The organism is Cupriavidus sp. PB-02 (assembly GCF_058252315.1).
The window spans coordinates 1,040,171-1,059,628 of sequence record NZ_JBXPSX010000003.1 but is presented as its reverse complement, the minus strand read 5'-3'; the positions used below and the strand labels follow the sequence as shown (position 1 = coordinate 1,059,628).

Annotated in this window: 16 protein-coding genes; 3 read left to right on the top strand and 13 right to left on the bottom strand. The window is 61.4% G+C overall.

The window, feature by feature from the left end; translation table 11 throughout:
* Positions 1 to 115 precede the first annotated feature (115 nt).
* The 8 genes from AC10V3_RS39490 to AC10V3_RS39455 all read right to left on the bottom strand — a co-directional run bounded on the left by AC10V3_RS39490 (position 116) and on the right by AC10V3_RS39455 (position 8,650).
* Positions 116 to 1,228 (bottom strand): IS110 family RNA-guided transposase, encoded by a 1,113-nt coding sequence (locus AC10V3_RS39490; protein WP_490924382.1) that lies wholly within the window; start codon positions 1,226 to 1,228, stop codon positions 116 to 118.
* A gap of 853 nt (positions 1,229 to 2,081) precedes the next feature.
* Positions 2,082 to 4,283, bottom strand: a complete 2,202-nt coding sequence (locus AC10V3_RS39485) for a xanthine dehydrogenase family protein molybdopterin-binding subunit (protein WP_490924381.1) — start codon at positions 4,281 to 4,283, stop codon at positions 2,082 to 2,084.
* Position 4,284: 1 nt separating this feature from the next.
* Entirely contained in the window at positions 4,285 to 4,758 is a 474-nt protein-coding gene (locus AC10V3_RS39480) for a (2Fe-2S)-binding protein (protein ID WP_349605348.1), read from the bottom strand.
* An 81-nt stretch (positions 4,759 to 4,839) separates the two neighbouring features.
* The gene (gene dmpG, locus AC10V3_RS39475; RefSeq protein WP_454753686.1) at positions 4,840 to 5,865 is read right to left on the bottom strand and encodes a 4-hydroxy-2-oxovalerate aldolase; all 1,026 of its coding nucleotides are present in this window, start codon (positions 5,863 to 5,865) and stop codon (positions 4,840 to 4,842) included.
* Between the two features lie 5 nt (positions 5,866 to 5,870).
* The gene (locus tag AC10V3_RS39470; RefSeq protein ID WP_490924380.1) at positions 5,871 to 6,824 is read right to left on the bottom strand and encodes an acetaldehyde dehydrogenase (acetylating); all 954 of its coding nucleotides are present in this window, start codon (positions 6,822 to 6,824) and stop codon (positions 5,871 to 5,873) included.
* A gap of 52 nt (positions 6,825 to 6,876) precedes the next feature.
* On the bottom strand, positions 6,877 to 7,644 hold the full coding sequence (locus AC10V3_RS39465; RefSeq protein WP_349605343.1) for a 2-keto-4-pentenoate hydratase: 768 nt from the start codon (positions 7,642 to 7,644) through the stop codon (positions 6,877 to 6,879).
* Positions 7,641 to 8,444: a fumarylacetoacetate hydrolase family protein gene (locus AC10V3_RS39460; protein ID WP_349605341.1), complete on the bottom strand. Its 804-nt coding sequence runs from the start codon at positions 8,442 to 8,444 to the stop codon at positions 7,641 to 7,643. The genes AC10V3_RS39465 and AC10V3_RS39460 overlap by 4 nt, the downstream gene beginning before the upstream one ends.
* Positions 8,441 to 8,650 carry a tautomerase family protein gene (locus tag AC10V3_RS39455; protein WP_349605340.1) on the bottom strand — a complete coding sequence of 70 codons (210 nt, stop codon included), beginning with the start codon at positions 8,648 to 8,650 and terminating at the stop codon, positions 8,441 to 8,443. Before AC10V3_RS39455 ends, AC10V3_RS39460 begins: the two co-directional genes overlap by 4 nt.
* Positions 8,651 to 8,764: 114 nt before the next feature.
* Between AC10V3_RS39455 and AC10V3_RS39450 the strand changes: the two genes are divergently transcribed.
* Entirely contained in the window at positions 8,765 to 9,670 is a 906-nt protein-coding gene (locus AC10V3_RS39450; RefSeq protein WP_490924379.1) for a LysR family transcriptional regulator, read from the top strand.
* Between the two features lie 20 nt (positions 9,671 to 9,690).
* On the opposite strand, the gene AC10V3_RS39445 is transcribed toward AC10V3_RS39450, so the two are convergent.
* A complete protein-coding gene (locus AC10V3_RS39445; protein WP_349605337.1) occupies positions 9,691 to 10,602 on the bottom strand; it encodes a LysR family transcriptional regulator in 912 nt (303 codons plus the stop codon).
* A 113-nt stretch (positions 10,603 to 10,715) separates the two neighbouring features.
* Between AC10V3_RS39445 and AC10V3_RS39440 the strand changes: the two genes are divergently transcribed.
* The gene (locus AC10V3_RS39440; RefSeq protein WP_349605336.1) at positions 10,716 to 11,690 is read left to right on the top strand and encodes a Bug family tripartite tricarboxylate transporter substrate binding protein; all 975 of its coding nucleotides are present in this window, start codon (positions 10,716 to 10,718) and stop codon (positions 11,688 to 11,690) included.
* Between the two features lie 16 nt (positions 11,691 to 11,706).
* Positions 11,707 to 12,231, top strand: a complete 525-nt coding sequence (locus tag AC10V3_RS39435; RefSeq protein WP_349605334.1) for a GlcG/HbpS family heme-binding protein — start codon at positions 11,707 to 11,709, stop codon at positions 12,229 to 12,231.
* Positions 12,232 to 12,284: 53 nt separating this feature from the next.
* Here AC10V3_RS39435 and AC10V3_RS39430 read toward each other — a convergent pair whose 3' ends face one another.
* The 4 genes from AC10V3_RS39430 to AC10V3_RS39415 form a co-directional block, all read right to left on the bottom strand.
* A complete protein-coding gene (locus tag AC10V3_RS39430) occupies positions 12,285 to 12,875 on the bottom strand; it encodes a TrmB family transcriptional regulator sugar-binding domain-containing protein (protein WP_349605333.1) in 591 nt (196 codons plus the stop codon).
* 292 nt (positions 12,876 to 13,167) lie between these two features.
* Positions 13,168 to 16,590, bottom strand: coding sequence for an adenylate/guanylate cyclase domain-containing protein (locus tag AC10V3_RS39425; RefSeq protein ID WP_490924378.1), 3,423 nt, complete (start codon positions 16,588 to 16,590; stop codon positions 13,168 to 13,170).
* A gap of 534 nt (positions 16,591 to 17,124) precedes the next feature.
* Entirely contained in the window at positions 17,125 to 18,090 is a 966-nt protein-coding gene (locus AC10V3_RS39420) for an MBL fold metallo-hydrolase (RefSeq protein ID WP_349605329.1), read from the bottom strand.
* Between the two features lie 55 nt (positions 18,091 to 18,145).
* Positions 18,146 to 19,012: an alpha/beta hydrolase family protein gene (locus AC10V3_RS39415; protein WP_349605327.1), complete on the bottom strand. Its 867-nt coding sequence runs from the start codon at positions 19,010 to 19,012 to the stop codon at positions 18,146 to 18,148.
* Positions 19,013 to 19,458 lie beyond the last annotated feature (446 nt).

Here is a 19,458-nt window from a genome sequence, read left to right as displayed (position 1 = left end):
CAAGTCGGATGAAATCCGTTGCGTAGCTTGGTCGCGGGTTACTCAGATCCCGGGCTACGCCGCCTTCAGGAAACCGACTCTACCGTAATCAGATAGGTTGATAGCGGGCGCTGGGTTACGCTGCCCGCGCCTCGTTCGGTACGGCAAGCGACATGGCGAGCCGGCTGATATCCCAGATGAACCCGCTCAGTTCGCGGGCCACCGCGACCACCGCAATGTTCGGGTTCTTGCCGCGTGCGGCAAGTCTCCGATAGCGCCGGCACAGTCGAACTTGGGCGTCCCAGGACCGGTCAACGATGGCCTTGGGAATGCCTTCGTGCCGTCGCTGAATCTCGGGGCTCACGCGTGCCGGGTGCCGGTAACTCCAGGCGGCCTCGATCAGCAGCTTCCTTGCATAGCTATTGCCGTTTTTGGTGACGCTGCCTTGGCGTCGTTTTTCCCCCGATGAGTGTTCGGCAGGCGTCACGCCGAGCCAGGCCATCAGCTGGCGCGGATGCACAAAGCGCGAGAGATTGCCCAACTCGGCGAGCATGCCTATCGCCGTGGTGAACTGCACGCCGCGCATGGCCTGCAAGCCCAGTACGGCCGGATAGAAGCGCCAGTTGACCACGGCTTCGCGCAAGGCCGCTTCGAGACGGCTGCATTGCGCGAGCCGATCCTCGATGGCACGTCGATATTCGTCAAAGGCAAGTTGTTGCCACACGGTGTCGAACGCAAAGGCACTGATCCAGCGCCGGTGCGCTGGTCCCCAGTCAGCTCTGCCGCTGTAGTGGACACCGTGCGAGAGCAGAAAGGCCTTCAGGCGTTGCCGGACGGGCTTCAGATCGTCCTTGGCGTTGACCCAGGCGCGTGACCGGAATGCTTCGTCTTCGACGCTGGGCACGTACACGGCCGAGAGGTCACCGGCGCGCAGCGATCGCACCAGTTTGACCGCATCGCGCCGATCGGACTTGACGCGTTCGCCGGGTTTCTTCGGGATCAGCGACGGCGCGCACACCATGCACTCGAAGCCCTTCCCTGCAAGCTGCCGGTAAAGGCCATAGCCGCAAGGGCCGGCCTCGTAGACGATGCGGATCCGCCGTGCTTTGGACTGCAGGCGCTTGCACAGGCGATCAATATCCGTCTTCGAGGTACCGATCTTGCCAAGCTGTTCCACCTCGCCCATGCCGAGTGCATAGGCGACCGTGATCGAGTCCAAGCCCACGTACAACGTGCTATCGTGTTCCATGCTGGCCTCCGCGCTGGAAATCGCCGGGTGTGGCACTGTCCACACCATGCGGCTCTGGCAGTCATGCTAACCCGCGTTTGATTCCTCACGGCGGGCCAGCCTTTGCCCCCAGGAGAGTCATACTGTCTAGAGAATGGTAGGGGGGAGTCAAACTCGAACACGCCATACGCGCGCTGGACTGTCTGGGTTTGACGATGCTGGTCGTGCCGAAGGCGCATGCGCTTTGGCTCGAACGGGCCGCCGCCCATGTCGCCAAGGTTGGCGAGGAGGAGGAGGTGTTGACCCACGACTAATTCGACGCGGTGATCCGCGCGAGGCGTCGATCCAGAATCGCTACCGTCGCGCCCACCCCGCAGCGCGGGGAAACGCGCCCGCTGGCGCTACCTTGGATCGGTCGCGAGACGGCCCGCGGGAAGGCCCTGTCGCGTGATGCGCTCTACCTGTTCCTCGAGAAAGTGCGCCATGGCGGCCGAGCGCCTGCGTGCGCGCGGCTTCGAGGGGAAGCCCAGGCGACGGCCCTGGCCAACGCCTAGGCCCACTGACTGCACCACACAGCCGGCTCGACATGACGGATCAGCAGGTAGACCTGCGTTATGTGCGCGACACCCTTGGCCATGCCTCGGTCGCGAAGCTCTGATGAAGGCTCGGGACCAGCGGCTGACGGAGGCTGCCAAAATCCTGCCTTGGCAATGGTCCGCCACAACGGACTGAACGATACGCAGCCGTTCAAGGTGATGATCGACAGGGAGAAGGGCGCTGCGCTGGAGCGTATCCGTCACAAACATTGACCCGGGCGATGACCCCGATCACGCGTTTTCGTGGCTCGGGGCCATCGCGCGGCACGGTGTCCTTGTTACTTCAGTAGCGCGAGCACTTTCTCAGGCAAGAATGGGACGGACCGCATGCGGAGGCCTGTCGCGTTGAATACGGCATTGGAGATGGCGCCAGGGATCGTCGCAGGCGCCATTTCGCCCACGCCCCAAGGCACCGCTTCCGGTCTGTCGATCAGGCTGATGGAAATGTTCGGGGCCTCAGGGAATCGCAGGATGGGATAGGTGGCCCAATCAGTGGTCGTGATTTGATCGCGATCGAATCGGACCTCCTCAAGAAGAACCCGGCTGATGGTCTGCACAATCCCCCCCTCAATCTGATTGCAGGCGCCGTCAGGGTTGATCACCTGGCCGCAGTCGTGACTGCACCATACGTCGGTCACTCGGACCTTTCCGCTCTTCAGGTCAACCTCGACGTCCAGAACCGTAGCGACGTACGTTCGATCATTGTCGTAGCGGACAAAGGCAAGGCCGCGACCCCGTGCGCTGCCGCCGCTTAACTGGGCCGGCGTAGGGGCCGGGCGGTACTGCCATGCCGACATACGAGCCACGTCCTCCAGTACCGCGCGGGCGCGAGGATCCGAAAGATACTCAAGACGCCACGCTAGCGGATCGGCGCCAGCTGCAGTCGCCATTTCATCGAAGAACGCCTCATTGGCGAACGCATTTTGCAGCCGGCCAGGAGATCGCAAGTGCGATGTACGAAACGCCCGGTCCTGCAGCCGATGGACGTTTGTGGCGATATTTGGAAAGGCATAGAGGACCTCGGCGTTCTTTTGGATCTGCGCGGTGATATACCCTGTACGCTTTTGACCAGAGAGGGTTGCCGCCAGCAGGGGAAATTCGCTGAGCGTGCCCTGTGCCGCTGCAAGGTAGAAATCGGACTTCCATGCGGTAGGCCGCCCGTTTTCATCGATACCGCCTTCGAGATCCACTACCGTCGGCGGACTCTTCGGATCCCATGCGTGCTCGTCGGCACGCATCCACTGAACGCGCACCGGTTGCGCGATGGCCTGGGAGATGAATGCCGCATCGGCCGCACAGTCTTCGTGGCCGTTCCGGCCGTAGCAGCCGGCACCGTCCAGATAGATCAAGCGAACCTGAGCCTTGTCGACGCCGAGCACGCTCGCGATTTCGCCCTGCAATGAGTGGGTAGCCTGAGACGCCGACCAGATCGTGCAACGCCCCTCCCTGAAATCCGCGACGGCACATGCCGGGCCAATCGAGCCGTGCGTGTGCGGCGCAAACGTGTAGGTGGCCTTCAATCTCTGCCTGGCACGATCGAGCGCGGGCGAGACTTGTCCCTTCGCAGCGGGCCGTTCCACACTCCGAACCGGCAGTGAGCGCCAGTATTCGGTCAGGGCAGACTGATCAGGAAAATTCTCGGCGCCTTGCCACTTGACCTTCAGCATCCGTGCTGCCTTCACAGCGCTCCACTCGGACTTGCAGACAACCGCAAGATAGTTTTCTTTGTGGACGATGCGAACGAGGTCTCTGACGCCCTTGACGGATGCGGCATCAAAGCCAACCAGGCGCGCGGCCGGGCCGCTGGGGCGGATCACTCGGGCATGCAGCATTCCAGGCAGCTTGAAGTCCTGCATGTAAGTGAAACGCCCACTTAGCTTGTCGGGAGTATCGACACGACTGACCGATTGCCCCACGAGACGCCGGCTGCCGGGTGGCTTCAGTGGGATGTTGCTGTCCAGTGGTACATCGAAGCTTTGCGCCGCAACGACTTCGGTGTATGGAATCTGCCGTTCCGGACCTGCCGAGATAATGCCGTTGCTCACGGTCAACGTCTCCGGAGGCACGCCCCACCGCGCTGCGGCGTATTGCGTCATCGCCCGCCGGGCGCATGCGGCAGCTCGCCTGAGTGTACTCCCACCGTCCTGGATGGTCAGGCTTCCCGCGGTCTGTCCCTGGTCGACGGTCAGCAGCGTGTCACCCATGACGAGCTCGATCCGGTCAAAGGCAACGTCCAGCTCATCTGCAACCATCTGCGCGAGCGCCGTGCGGGTCCCTGTTCCAAGATCGACCTTGCCGCTGTACACCATGACCCGACCGTCCTTGCCGATGCTGAGCCACGCATCAAGCTGGTTTTTGCCCATGGGCTTGGGCGAAGCAATAGGGCGGCCGGAGTCGGCGTTCTGCGCCAAGGCACGGGTGCTGAAGGAGAACGAGACCACCAGCCCGCCCGTTCCCTTGAGGAAGTCTCGACGGTCCATCTCAGATCTCCTCCTTGGGGAACGCTGCGGCGCGCCGCACCGCCTTGATGATGCGGGTATGGGTGCCACAGCGGCAAAGGTTGCCAGCCAGTGCTTCGCGAATCTCGCTTTCGTCTGGATTAGCGTTGGATCTGAGCAGGCCTGCAGCGCTCATTACCATGCCGTTAATGCAGTAGCCACACTGGACGGCTTGTTCCTTGATGAAGGCACTTTGCAATGGGTGAGGGCGCTCGGGAGTGCCCAAGCCCTCAAGCGTCACAATGCTCGCGCCTCGAAGTGTGGACACAGGAAGCAGGCAGGACCTCGTAGCTGTCCCATTCAGCAGCACCGTGCACGCGCCGCACTGGCCAAGTCCGCATCCAAACTTTGGGCCATGGAGGCCTAGCTCGTTGCGAAGGACATAGAGCAGCGGCGTATCGCCGTCCGCACTGACGGTGTGGGGCTTGCCATTGACGTTGAGTTTGAAAGTTGTCATCAGCGCTCCATATGCAGAAGAATGGACAACCTCGCTTGGCCGTCCCCACCAAAGAGCTATTCGCACAACGCCCGGCCGCGCTCACTGAGGCGTTGCGTCCCGCAGCAGGTCCAGTGCCACATCGACGATCATGTCTTCCTGGCCGCCTACCATCTTGCGGCGACCCAGTTCGACCAGGATGTCCACAGTCTTGAGGCCGTACTTGTCGGCGGCAATTTCCGCGTGGCGCAGGAAGCTCGAATAAACGCCGGCATAGCCCAACGCAAGCGTTTCGCGGTCCACGCGAACCGGGCGGTCCTGGAGTGGACGTACCAGGTCGTCCGCCGCGTCCATCAGGCCGTACAGGTCGCAGCCGTGATTCCATCCCTGCCGTTCCGCCGCAGCGATAAATACCTCCAGCGGGGCGTTGCCCGCACCGGCGCCCATCCCCGCGAGACTAGCGTCAACGCGTGTGCAACCCTCCTCGAGCGCAATCAGGGAGTTCGCAACCCCGAGGCTCAGATTGTGGTGCGCGTGAATGCCCGTTTCGGTCTTCGGATCCAGCACGTCCTTGAACGCCCGGAAGCGGTCGCGGACGTCGCTCATTCCTAGTGCACCGCCCGAATCAACGACATACACGCATGTCGCGCCGTAGCTTTCCATCAGCTTCGCTTGTGTTGCGAGATTCTGCGGAGTTGTCATGTGGCTCATCATCAGGAAGCCGACGGCGTCCATACCGAGCTCACGTGCGTATTCCAGGTGCTGGCGTGAGACGTCCGCCTCGGTGCAATGCGTCGCCACGCGGACCACGCGAGCGCCGGCATCAAACGCATTGCGCAGATCATGAGTGGTCCCGATGCCCGGTAGCAATAGCGTCGCAATTGCCGCATTCCGGACTGACTCCGCTGCAGCCGCAATCCAGGCGACGTCCGTGTGTGCGCCAAAGCCGTAGTTGAAACTGGAGCCTTCCAGGCCGTCGCCATGAGCGACCTCGATGCTGTCGACGCCGGCCCGATCCAGCGCTGCTGAGATCGCCTTCACGTTGTCGATACTGTACTGATGGCGTACGGCGTGGCTGCCGTCGCGCAGCGTGACATCCGAGACGTAGATTCGCTTGCTGTCGTTCATTGCGTTCACTCCTTTGCGCCGCGCGCGATGCCAGCGGCTATCCGGCGATGCGCCATCAGATCTCCACACGCCAACGCCGCGGAGGTCATGATGTCCAGATTTCCCGCATAGGCGGGGAGATAGTGGGCTGCGCCCTCCACCTCGAGGAATACCGATGTTTTGAGCCCGTGGCGCGGGCCGAGCCCTGACACATTGATCGGCTTGTCTGCAGGAATGTCGTCAAACTGGACGGCCTGCTTCAGGCGGTAGCCGGGTACGTAAGACTGAACGGCCTTCACCATGTTGGCGATGCTTTGTTCCACGGCTTCGCGGTCGGCCGGTTCCGAAAGCACGAAGACCGTATCGCGCATGATCAAAGGCGGCTCCGCCGGATTCAGCACGATGATGGCCTTGCCGCGTTCGGCTCCACCAATCTGCTCGATCGCCTTACGAGTCGTCTCGGTGAACTCGTCGATGTTTGCGCGTGTGCCGGGTCCTGCGGACTTGCTCGCGATCGATGCAACGATCTCGGCGTAGTGGACCTTGGCGACGCGCGATACGGCCGCCACCATCGGAATCGTCGCCTGCCCGCCGCACGTGACCATGTTCATGTTTGGCGAATCCTCCTCCTCGAGATTGATTGCCGGAATGACATACGGACCGATCGCCGCGGGCGTAAGGTCGATCACCTGCACGCCTTCACGTTGCAGGACCTCGTTGTGGCGCGCGTGCGCGCTCGCGGATGTAGCATCGAAGACGATATCGATATCGCGGAAGCCCTCGAGTCGAAGCAGTCCTTCGATGCCGTCGGATGTCGTGGCAACTCCGAGTCTGGATGCTCTTGCCAGGCCATCCGACGTCGGATCGACGCCGACCATGGCGCCCATCTCAAGATACTTAGAGTTGCGCATGACCTTGATCATGAGATCGGTGCCAATATTGCCCGGGCCAATGATCGCAACCTTGACCTTATGTTGCATGTCTGTCTCCATAAAACTCAGTGATGTCGTACGGTGCGGTGGCGAATCTGTCTCAGCCCCCGACGTGAAAACCCGCCCGTCCAAACCGCTCCATTTCGACGGAGACATACTGCCCCGGCCTGATCCACTCAGCGGGGGTCGCGCCACCGGCCATCACGATCCATCCAGCTTGCAGAGGCTCATCGGCGAGCTCGGCAAGACGCGCGGCAGCGACCAGCGAACGCAACGGGTGTCCGAGCAATGCGGCCGTGGACCCGACCTGCACCGTCCGCCCGTCGATCGACAGCGTGAGACCAAGGTTCGAGAAGTCCTGGTGCGGGTCCTGCCATGGTCCGATGACAAAGCCGCTTGAGGAGGCGTTGTCTGCAATGACCTCGGGAAGCGAGAACTTAAAGTCCTGATAACGCGAATCGATGACTTCGAGCGCCGGCGCGATGGCTTCCACGGCAGCGAGCGCCTGGGCTGGAGTGACGTGCCCGCAAAGCGGCTCGCGCAGGACGAACGCCAGCTCAGGCTCGACGCGTGGATGGACGAAGCGGGAGACGTTGACTGTCGAACCCTCCTCAATGAGCATGCCCGAGGTTAGCCGTCCCCAAATCACGTCGGACAGGCCCATCTGCAGCATCTTGGCGCGGCTGGTAAAGCCCATCTTTACGCCGACGCGCTTTTCGCCGCGATCCAGTCGGCATCGGATGGATGCACGCTGCACTTCGTAAGCTTCAGGGAGGGGCATTGCTCCCTCAGGATCGAATTGGGCGACGGCCTGCGCGCGCTGCGCGGCTTCGTCGAGAATGCGTGCGAAGTCGGAGTACTGGCTCATGCTGCCTCCTTGCCCGTTTGCCCGAATACGGCTCTGACGGAGCCCAGCCCGCTGATGCGGGCTTCGAATATGTCGCCTGTGTGGACCGCGGCCATGGGGCCTAATGCGCCCGAAAGGACCACCGAACCTGCCTTCAGCGGGGTGCCGAGCGCGGCCATCGTACGGGCAAGCCATACGACGGCGTTGAGGGGGTTGCCCAGGCATGCGGCGCCGGCGCCCGTCGACACGGGGTCACCGGCGCGCTCGAGCACCATTCCGCACAGACGCAGGTCCATCTCGCCGAGTTTTTTCGGCGTGCTGCCGAGCACGAAAGACGAGGAGGAGGCGTTGTCAGCGATGGTATCGGCGATGCCGATGTTCCAGTTTGAAATCCGGCTTCCCACGATTTCAAGCGCCGGCAGTACGTACTCCACGGCGTTGAGGACGTCCAGCTGTCCTGGATTTTTCATCGTAAGATCCCGTCCCAGCACGAACGCGATCTCGGCCTCGATCTTGGGCTGCGTGAGCGTATCGAAAGGGATCGACTCGCTATCGCCATAGCTCATGTCGTCGAACAGCATGCCGAAGTCCGGCTGATCAACGCCGAGCTGCTTCTGCACAGCGAGGGAGGTGAGGCCAATCTTGCAACCCACCACGCGATGACCATCGCCACATTTCTGCATCGTGTTGAGACGCTGGATTGCGTAAGCAGATTCGATGGTGATGTCCGGATAGGTCTCGCGTAACGGGGCGATGTACTTGCGCGTTTGCGCTGCCTGCCGCAGTGCGACTGCGGCGGTTGCGATTTCGGTTGACTTCACTGGGATACCTCCTTTGTGGGGGCGGGCTCGTCCTTGGCGCGATCACCAACGACCCAGTGCGCCGGTGCTACGGGCGTGGCGAAAACGCGGATCGATTCGAGCGGGGCTCCCAACGTCTCATGAACGGTTTGTGCAACTGCCTTAAGACAGCGCTTCACGACGGCCGCATCGCGGCCGCTGACGAGGGAGATGTGTACGATTGGCATAGCAAGCCTCCTGAGAGTGGAGGAAGTATTGCGGCGCGCTGCCATGCCGGTCCAATACTGTTTTCAAGCCGGGTGATACCATTCCGGTATCGTGAATCCCGCTGAAGGACGACCATGGACGTGCGGCAAATGCGTTACTTCTTGGCAGTCGCGGAGGAGCTCAACTTTGGTCGGGCCGCCGAGCGGTTGCACATGGCCCAGCCCCCGTTGACGAGACAGATCCGCGCGTTAGAGGAGCAGATCGGCACGCGACTCTTTGAGCGCGGCAATCGCGGCACAGAGCTCACCGAGGCGGGCAAGCGACTTCTGCAGGACGTCCCCAACATCCTTGCGCTGACCCAGCTGGCGGAAGAACAGGCCAGGCTCGCGGGCGCAGGCCTGCTGGGGCGGCTTGACGTGGGAATCTTCAGCGCGGGCATCCTGAATGTAGTCCCTCGCCTGCTGGCCAGGTTTCATACAGCCCGGCCTGAAGTCCAGATCAGCCTTCACAACATGACGAAGAGTGAGCAAATCACTGCGCTGCGCGAGCGCCGTATCACTGTTGCGTTTAACCGCCTGGTTCCGGAAGAAGAGGACCTTATTGTGGAATCGGTCCTGCGCGAGCCCTATCTAGTCGCGCTTTTCGAGGGGCATGCACTGTGTAGCCGGGCTGCCATTTCAATTGCCGATCTCGACAACGAGCCGATGATCCTTTACCCCAATATTCCGTTGCATGGTCTTGCGCAGCAGGTCGCGGAAGCGTTTCGACTGGCCGGGGCCAGGCTGCGGGTCGAGCAGGAGGTCGAGGACGTGGTGACATGCGTCGCTCTCGTCGCCAGCCGGTTTGGACTTGCCATCACGACGGAGTCTGCAGCGAATCTCCGTTTGCCCGGGGTCGTGTACAAGCCCTTGAGAGATCCCAGATTGCGCGACATCGAGCTGAGCTGCGTCTATCGCCGGGGGGACACGTCTCCCGTGTTGCAGGGATTTCTTGGCATCGTGCGCGACTACCGGAATGATCCTGGCGTGGTCGCGCCATAGCGCAGGCGTGCGTGCCCGGCCTATGCCGTCACGGCGGACGAGAACGTCAAGGCTTCCTGCTCGATCGTTTCGATCAAGGCTTCGGCCGCCGGAGAGAGTGAGCTTGCGCCACGGTGGATAAGGAACACTTCGCGCTCGACGACGGGATTGTCCAGCCGTTTCCAGGTGATCTTGCTCTGATCAGCCAGCACGGTCGCGGAGCCTGGAACGATCGCCACGCCGAGGCCGGCCTTGACCAGGCCGATCAGCGTGCCGACGTAGGTCGCCTCGAAGACAGGTTCGCCTTCCAGGCCGGCAGCGATGAGTCCGCTGTCGGCGAGTTCTCTCAGCACGCTGCCACGGGGCAACGCCAGCAATGGCATGTCCCGCAGATCGGACCAGTTCAGTTGTGGCTTTCCCGCCAACGCATGGCCGATGGGAAAGACCGCGGCGAGCGGTTCACGGAACAATACGGTGGCGTGCAGACCGTCGGGAGTCGAGCCGAATGTCCCGATGCCAACGTCCGCCGCGGAATTAGCCACCTGGGGAAGTACCTGATCGGGTAGCGAGTCCTTGAGCAGCAGCTCGATTCCGGGGTAGCGCGATCGGAACGCGGCAATCACTCTCGGGACAAACGTGCTGGACAGAACCAGAGGCGCGGTCAGGACCACGCGGCCACGCCGCTTCGCCACCAGCTCGCCCACATTCGTGACCACGTGGTTGAGGTCTCCGAGAATACGTTCCGCCCCGGCAAAGAGATCTTGTCCGACCTCTGTGAGTGCCACCGAGCGTGTGGAGCGGTCCAGCAATTTGGCATTGAGGGCTTCCTCGAGATCCCGGACCAGCAGGCTCACGCTTGACTGGGTCAGATGCATGGACTCCGCCGCCTTGGTAAAGCTGGCATAGCGCGCGACCAGCACGAGCGCCTGCAGCTGCTTTAGCGTCACATTCATTGAAAAACCCAATATATTGATAGGTATAAGTCGTTTGAATTATAGGTGGCGCGGGTATTAAATGCTGGCAACGGGTGCCATGACACACAAGGCATCCTGCACAGGAGACAGAAATGCTACGCCGTGCCCTTATCTCTGGCCTTTCCACGGCCTTTGCACTGGCTTGTCCGGCCGGTGCAATGGCGGAACAGGCTTTTCCCGATCGACCCATCAAGCTCACCGTCGGCTTCGCCGTAGGCAGCTCAACGGATGTCGTGTCGCGCATCGTGGCGAAACGCGCGGGGGAAATCCTCAAACAGCCGGTGGTAGTCGACAACCGTCCCGGTGCGAGCAGTTCCGCGGCGGCCCGGGCCGTCGCCGCGTCGCCGCCTGACGGCTACACGCTATTCGTCGTGACGGTGGCCAATGCAATCAACGCGAACTCGCGCGGCACCGTGGGCGTGGACCTGCCCAAATCGTTTGTACCCATCACGCTCCTTGGCCGCGTGCCGAACGTGCTGGTCGTCCATCCCTCCCTCAATGCCAAGTCTTTGCAGGACTTCATCTCGCTGGCGAAATCGAAGCCCGGTCAACTGAGCTACGCGTCGTCTGGCATTGGTACCTCGCCGCACCTGGCAGCGCTGCTGTTCGACAAGGTTGCCGGGGTGGAAATGCTCCACGTTCCCTACAAGGGAAGCTCCGAAGCCATGACGGACCTGCTTGCCGGACGGGTCAATGTCATGTTCGCACCGGCATCGACCGTGATGCGCTACGTCAGCGATGGCAAGTTGACAGCGTTGGCCACGGCCGGTGCGCATCGCTCGCCAGCAGCACCGAAGCTCGCAACGCTGGCTGAGCTTGGACTTCGCAACTTTGAATCGTCGGTATGGTTCGGCGTCGTCGCGCCCGCAGGCACACCGGCAGCCGTGCAAACGAAACTTGCTGCGGCATTCCACGAAGCGCTTAAGTCAGAGGACGTGAAGGCGCAGTTGGGGACGCAAGGGTTCGAAGTGGAGGGCATGGCGCCGCAAGCCTTTGCGAGATACATGCTGGAAGAGACGGACAAATGGGGACGCGTCATGAAGGACGCCGGTATCACGCTTAACTAAGGAAGAGAGAGTAGCAATGGAAAAGCTCACAGCACTGGAGTGCCGGGAATTCATCAAGGTCGTGGTCGAAAAGGCCACCGAGATGCGGGTTCCCATCACAGTGGCGGTGGTTGGTCCGGAGGGCCACCTGATCGCGCTTGAACGAATGGACGATGCCGGCTTTATCACGCCGGACACCGCCAAGGCGAAGGCGTACACGGCCGCGGCTTTCCGATCGATGAGCCCGCGCTTCCCGGATGGCCTGGTCATCCAGCAGTGGTTCAAGGAGCGCAATCCCCAGATGCTGGCAAACGCATCGGTGTTTACCAACGGCCAGGTCGTGGCCTCCGGTGGCTGCGCTCCCGTCTTCAAGAACAACGTGATGGTTGGCGCCTACGGCATCAGCGGTGGCACGTCGGACCAGGACGAAGTCATCGCACGCTATGCCCGCGCAAAGGTGGGCTGGTCGCACCTGCCGGCTGACGATGACACGCCGGATGACGTCAAAGAGCACATCAACACCATCTATGCGAAGGTCGGCCTGGGGGAGCGTCATCTGTAACACGCCCCCATGGGTGCATGATTGAGGTGGGCTCCAGGGCCCGCCTCAATCGATCATTCAGTCTGCTTTTTGGCCAGGCGTAGCCACATATCAGCCGGCCGATACTTTTCGCGCAATGCGGAAAGATGCTCGCCAAACAGCGAGTCCAGGGTAGGTCCAATCTTTGAGTACATCTCAGCGAGATAGACCTCGTGCGTGATCATCGTTTCTACGACGTAGACCAGGGACGGGTTGCTCGCAAACGACGCGGAAGCGTCGGCGGTATAGGAGGCAATGATGAAGCTCTCGCTGTCCACCGTCATCGTGAAAACGACATCGCTAGCCCCGCGATGGGCTCCACGCCCTTCATGCAGAAACACGGTGAAGCGCGGGTCTGCGCGCAGCGCGCTTTCGTCTTCTCCAAACACGATCAGAATGATCTGCACGCCCCGGTTGGCCGTCTCTGTGAGCATGGGAAACCTGGGCACAATCATTTCCGCTGGCGCCTTGATCCACACATGGCGTTGCGCCCCGGTGATCATCTCATCGATTTTCGAATCGATCTGCGCGGTGCCTCCTTCAGTGAGTTCATTCTCGCGTGGGAGTGCGGGAATGATTGTGCGACGCTCAAACGGTTTCTGGAGCTGGTTCCAAACGACGCGCAATGATGCGTTAGCTCGACTCGCACTCGCTCCCGAAGGGGGCCCCCCGATGGGGTGTATCTGCAGCAGCTTGAGCAGGGGCCAAGCTGTTGCGGACAGGAGCCGCGCTTCGCCGACATGCCGCCGGCGTGCATCGTGCCCCTGCTGGCCGATAACGGCGTGTCCCTGACCGGTGAGTCGAGTTCGCCTTCCATGATACGTCCAGTATTCCCTTCGTCGCATTCCTTGCGCTCGACACTTCCGGCGGGCAGCGAAAGCCTGCTATTGGCGTGAACAGGCCTGGCGTAGCTGCTCGTCACAGCCGCTCAAGCAGCACCTTGGCTTGCCACAAGTCAGCGGTGTCGAAGCCTTCCGTGAACGAGCCGCGAATTTCGGCAAGCATTTGCCGCGCTGCTGCCGTCTTGCCCTGTCGTTGCCAAAGCCGAGCCAAGCTCAGCGCCGCTCGCAGCTCCAGCGACTTGGCACGTTGGTCGCGCGCCACTGCGATGGCTTTGTGAAAACACACTTCCGCTCTCTCGTCGCCCGCGGACCCGTCGGCCCGGGCGCCTGACTCATGAACCAGCAGTTCACCCTTGAGTCGATGCAGCTCAGCTTCGTAGTAGCGTTCCCCGGTCCTGTCTAGCATGGCCATTGCCTCGACCAGCGTATTCTGACCTGCCTCGGCTTGCCCCGCGTTGCCATAAGTTTCCGCCAGCAGGGCCAGAAAGTATGACCGTCCGAGTTGTGCCCCCGTGGCCTGATAGGCGGTCAGGCCTCGAAGTATTCGGGAAATTCCTTCCGCGCTATGTCCCAGCTCGGCCAGCGCCCAGCCCTGAAGGATAGTTCCCCACGCCAAGTGAAGCGGAAACCCCTGCTCGGTCGAAAGCGTGACGGTCGCCTCGGCCCAGTCTATGGCCAGTTGCGCCTCATGCCGCAACTGATGTAGCTCGGTGCTAACGGCCAAGGTATGGGCGAGGCCAAGGGGGTGAGACGCACGAGCCAGAATGAGCGCCTCCTGGCTTCGCTTGATGGCCTGATCCGGATAGCCCAAATACCACAGAATCAAAGCCAAGATCCTCCGGCCCTGCATCCCCGGGTGGTCCCGTCCGTGAAGAAAGGTCGCTCCGTCCAGCGGTTCTGCGTCATGGAGGGTAACCGACTGCTGCACGTGAGTATGAGCCATGGCGAGCTCGCCTAAACGAAACAAAGTCACTCCGCGCAGAAAATGAGCGTGCATCAGCATCCCCGGGTTCTGGGTGTTCTCAGCTAAGCGGAGGAGCCGCTCCGCTAGCTCTTTTGCGGTCTGGTACTCGGCACGCAATTGATAATAGGTCCGCAGCCCCATCTGCACCGAGAAGAGCTGCGAAGGTTCCCCAACCTGTTCGCACAATGCGAGCGCGCGAGCATAGGTCGCCACTACCTCCGACGCCCCATAACCTTTCGCGGCCATCCAGGCCGGACCGATGGCCAGCTGTAGCTCGAGTTCTTGCTGGACCCGCTCGGGCGTGTCGGGCAGACGCTCGAGCAGCGCCAGGGCCGCGCTGAGCTGTCGGATCGCTTCGAGACTGGCGGAACGCTGGAAGGCCTGTTGCCCGGCGCACTGCAGGTACTGCACGGCTTTCGGAATGTTGCCGCTCAGGCTGTAGTGGTGCGCGAGCTCGCTCCAATAGTCCTTGAGCCGACTATGGAAAAGCGTCTCGATGGCCTGTGCCGTGCGTTCGTGCAACACGCTACGCCGCTCTATGAGCATCGAGTTACCAGCGACTTCCTGAGTGAGCGCATGTTTGAACACATACTCCACCTCCGGAAATGCGGGCCGCTCGTAAATGAATTCTCCGGTCTCCAAGCGGGACAGAAGACGGCGTAGAGTGTCTTCCGGCTGCCCGACGACCTGCCGGATCAGATTCAATGGAAACTCCTTGCCGATCACGGCAAGGATCTGCAGCAGCTCCTTCTCTGCAGTGGGCAGCCGGTCCATACGGGCTGCGAGCACGCCCTGCACAGTAGTCGGGATATGCAGCGCGGTCGGGGTCTTCTCGATCCGATAACGCCCAGGATCGCCGAGCAGTGCACCTTCCTCGGCCAAGGTCTGGACCACCTCTTCGATGAAAAAAGGATTGCCCTCCGTCTTCTCGAGGACAAGCAGTTTGAGAGCCGTGAGCCCGGCATCATCTCCGACCAGCTCGGTCAGCAGGCGGTGAGCGTCGACAGGCCCCAAGGGATCCAGTCGCAGTTGGGTGTGGTCGCTTTTGAGGACCCAGCCGTGCTGATACTCGGGCCGATAGTTCACGAGCAGCAGAATCCGGGCATTTGGCACACGCTCGATAAAGAACCCGAGGAAAGCCTCGGTTTCGCTGTCTAGCCATTGCAGGTCCTCGAACACGATCTCAAGGGGCTCATTGAGGCTTTCGCGCACCAACAGTCGAGTAATCGCATCGAAAGTGCGTTGGCGCCGAATCTGCGGATCCATGTGCGCCAACACCGAACTCTGCTCGGCGATTCCCAGCAGATAGAGCAGGTAGGGCACGACGTCTTCGAGACTACGGTCGAGGGTCAGCACGCGGCCGGTGACTTTCTCCCGGCACCTTCGCTCATCATCGTGGGCGGTGATCTGGAAGTAGTTCTTCAAAAGCTCGATCAACGGCAAGTAGGCGAAGGATCTGCCATGCGAGACCGAAAAAGCCTCCACCACCAGACAACCTCGGGGCGAGAGTTGTTTGAACTCATGGAACAGCCGAGACTTCCCGACCCCGGAGTCTCCCACGACGCAGACGATTTGCCCGTGTCCGGCCTTGACCTCATTCAACGCCTTATGCAATTGCTCCAGCTCCGACTGGCGGCCTACGAATCGGGCCAGCCCGCGTCGCGTAGCGACTTGCAGTCGTGTGCGCAACAAGCCGAGGCCGAGTACTTCATAGACGGCAAGCGGCTCGGGAACGCCTTTGATCTGAGTCGCGCCCAGGGCTTTGAACTCGAAATATCCCTCGGTTAGCTTATGGGTGGCCTCGCTCACGAGGATCGACGAGGGCGTCGCCATTGCCTCCATTCGTGCAGCAATATGGATCGTGTGCCCTACCGGATCGTAGTCCGTGTGAAGGTCGTCCTTGCGGATCGAGCGCACCATGACCTCGCCCGTATGGACACCGACGCGGATTCGCAGCGGGATGCCTCGGTCCAGGCGGATCCGGTCACTATGGCGGCGCATCGCTTCCTGCATGCGCAGCGCCGCATAGAGTGCCCGCTGCGGATGGTCCTCGTGGGCAATCGGGGCGCCGAAGAGGGCCAGGATTCCGTCGCCGAGCGATTTCACCACGAAGCCCTCGTAGTAATGCACGGCGTCCATCATAAGTTCGACGACGGGGGCGATCAGCCGGTGCGCTTCTTCGGGGTCCAGGTCGTGGATAAGTGCTGTGGAGCTAGCCATATCGGCGAAAAGCGCCGTGATGGTCTTGCGCTCACCGGCGGTTTCGCCGCGGGATTCCACGGCCGCCTGCTCAGCCAGGACGCGCTCGGCTAGGTGGGGAGGTGTGTAATGAATGGGCGCAGAAGCCGCTGGCTGAACAATTGCGGGCGCCGCTTGCAACGACGCGCTCACGGGCGCGCCGCATTCGCTGCAGAACTTGGCGTTAGGACTCAGTTCGTGGCTGCACTGCAGACAGGTGTGTACAAGCCGTGCCCCGCATTGCTCGCAGAACTTGGTTCCTGCCGGATTCTCGAACCGGCAATTTGTGCAGTGCATATAGCCTCTCGACGGCTTAGGACTCCTTCCGAATAATTAGAGGCTCAATCGACTCGCGCATCAAGAGCGGTGGCCGACATTCGTGCAGAAGGCGAGTTTCTGACAAGGCGCACACTCGGGCCAGACTGTGGCCCCCGCTGCGGAGTGTGGCGCCTGGAGCCTAGGTCGTTGTGACTTGCACCCGGCCCGGGCGGGGTTCGCCGATTCTTCGGCGCCTACAACTCGCTGCCCATGGATGCCTAGATTCACGCGGCTTGCTGCTGAGGCTGGAACCGAAGCCGTGCTGGAGCACGTGCGGCAGAGCGGGTACGCCCCGACCGGCTTCGAACCCCATATCGGGCACTTGCTGGGCGAGGCGCCCATTGGCCTTGTGGTCATGGCGGTGGCGCAGGCCGCCCTGCGCCGCGGCATGTCGGTTTTGCCGAGGTCGGGCACCATCTTGCTCAACTCGCGCGCCAATACAAGCAAGCGTGCGCGCCGGACCGCCGCGGCCATGGCCCTAGGCCACCGCGCTGGCAGGCGGCAAGCGGAGTGCTATCGAGGAAACTTTAGAGTCGTATAGACAACCGGCAAAAAGGTGAACCGCCCATCGCCATCGGTTCGCACATGCCCGATGCCCGGAAAGGGAACGTGCGCGCCGCCGATTAGGTAGCCCTGCTGTGCGGCGTCGGCCAGCATCCGCCGCCGCTCGCCGCGCGCGGAGCCGGCGTCCACGTCGTATGCGATGGTGACTGACGGGTCCTCGAACTGTACGGCGGCGACGTGAATGATGTCACCCCAAAGGAGAAGCCTCTCGCCGTTGCTCTCTATGGAAAATCCTGTGTGCCCCGGAGTATGACCATAGAGACTCTGCGAGGTGATGCCGGGAATCAACGGCACACTGCCATCAAAGGGCTTCACCTTCTGAGCCGCCACGTACGGCCTGAGAGAGACCATGGCGCCTTCAAAGAATCGCTTCATGGACTCTGGGGCTGCGCGCATTCTTGCTTCACTGAGCCAGAAGTCCATCTCGCGCTTATCCAGACGCACCATCGCGTGCGTAAACGTCCGCTTTCCGTCAGTGACTAGGCCGCCGACGTGGTCGGGGTGCAAATGGGTGAGGTAGACTTCATCAACTTGCTCGGGCCGGTAACCGGCCGCGCAAAGATTGTGCAGCAAATCGCCTGTTTGTGGGCTGAGAAGAGCCCCGGCGCCAGCATCGATCAGAACAAGTTCCTTGCCGGTGTTGATTAGGTAGGAGTTATGTGAAGTCTCCACACGCTCACCGAGGAAATTCTCCCTAAGCAGGGTGGCGACCTTGCCAGGGTCTCCGTTCAACAACGTTGTGGCCGGCATCGGATTGGTGCCGTCCGACAAAGCCGTCACTTCGAACTCGCCCACCATGATGCGGTAGAAGCCCGGCGCCTGACCGCCCACGACGGGCGCTTCCGCGTGTACGCTCGGCACGAGTGCGACAGCGCAACAAAGAAGTAGACCGCGAAGATGGCGCAATGGAACCATGGTCAAGTTTCCTCTTGTGAATTCATTGATGGAACCTATCGCTACGGACCCGCCTCTATCGACTCGCTTCCGACACACGCGTACTCAGCCAGTCCAGGATGAAATCCGCGACCTGCAAGTTGTTCTTATCTTGCATAATCATGTGGGAGTTGCCCCGAATGCCGACACTCGGAAGTGTCATGATTTCGGCGCGCCCGCCCGCGACGCGATTGATGCGCTCGACCACAGCCTTACGGGCATTGAAACGTGGACGTCCGGTGAACGAAGCTGAATCGAGGTTGTCGCCGAACAGTTCAAGGTTGGGGATGCCAGCATAGGCGGAAATCTGCGCGTCGCTGGGTACAATCGATTGTGAGCCTTCGATATTAATGACCGCCCGCACCAGCTTTGGCCGTATCCCAACGAGGGCGTCTGCGAAAGGGCCCGACAGTGAATGGACGACTACCACGGAGGGCCCAATTTTTTCGAGCAAGGCTGCCAGGCTGTTGGGCACAGTATCCATGGGGCCGTTCGTGAGCAATGATTCCGCAAAAGGTACGACCTGTGCCCCAAAGGCCGGCATGGCTTCCGCTGGATATTGCGTGTCTGGGTAGGGCGTGCCGTATGCTGGCCCAAAGCGGAACAATGTCCATGCCAGTTCTGCCGTCACCATGAGGACGTTTGAGGGCAGCGCTCCCGTGCTGTCATCCTTCTTTGCCTGATTTATCGGTGTAGCGTCGAAGCCCGATCGCCCTCGGCCTGGCGTGTCGACGACGTACACCGGGTGGCCTTGACGCACGAAATAAGTCGCCCACCCTTCGCGCCCGTCCGGGGTGGTCTCAAAGCTCGCCCCTGTGAGCCCGCCGCCGTGAACCAAAACGATGGGTGTGCGACGTGGCGCCTGTGCGGGAATGCGATAGTGGACGTACATCTGGTCGACCACGATGGTGCCCGCTGGGACAGGACCCGCAGGAGAGATTCCTGGCGCGGGGGATTGGATCTGTCGTCCCCCGATGAAGAACACTCCCTCGTCTGCCAATTGCAGTGGGGCCGCGGCTGCCGCGGAGGAGCAGGCCACGCTCAGTAAGAGATTGCCCGCCAGTAGGCAGTACCTCATTTGCTTCGCTAAATATGTCATACGATGCATGTCTCCGTTGGGGCCTTTTATATGACGCAAGCGGGGACGGTGCTTTTTCTGGCCATCGAAAGGCGCCTAGCGACTTATCCGGGCTGGGCAGTGGTCCCCACTCACTTCGACTTCTGCTGTGGATAGTGACTCTTGCCATTCGGAGCAGTCCAATACTGAATTTGCGTGAGTTGATACCGTACGGGTATGTTGTTCGAAGCGCCGGCGAGCAACCGTATGGAAGGAAATGGTGTGCCATTCTT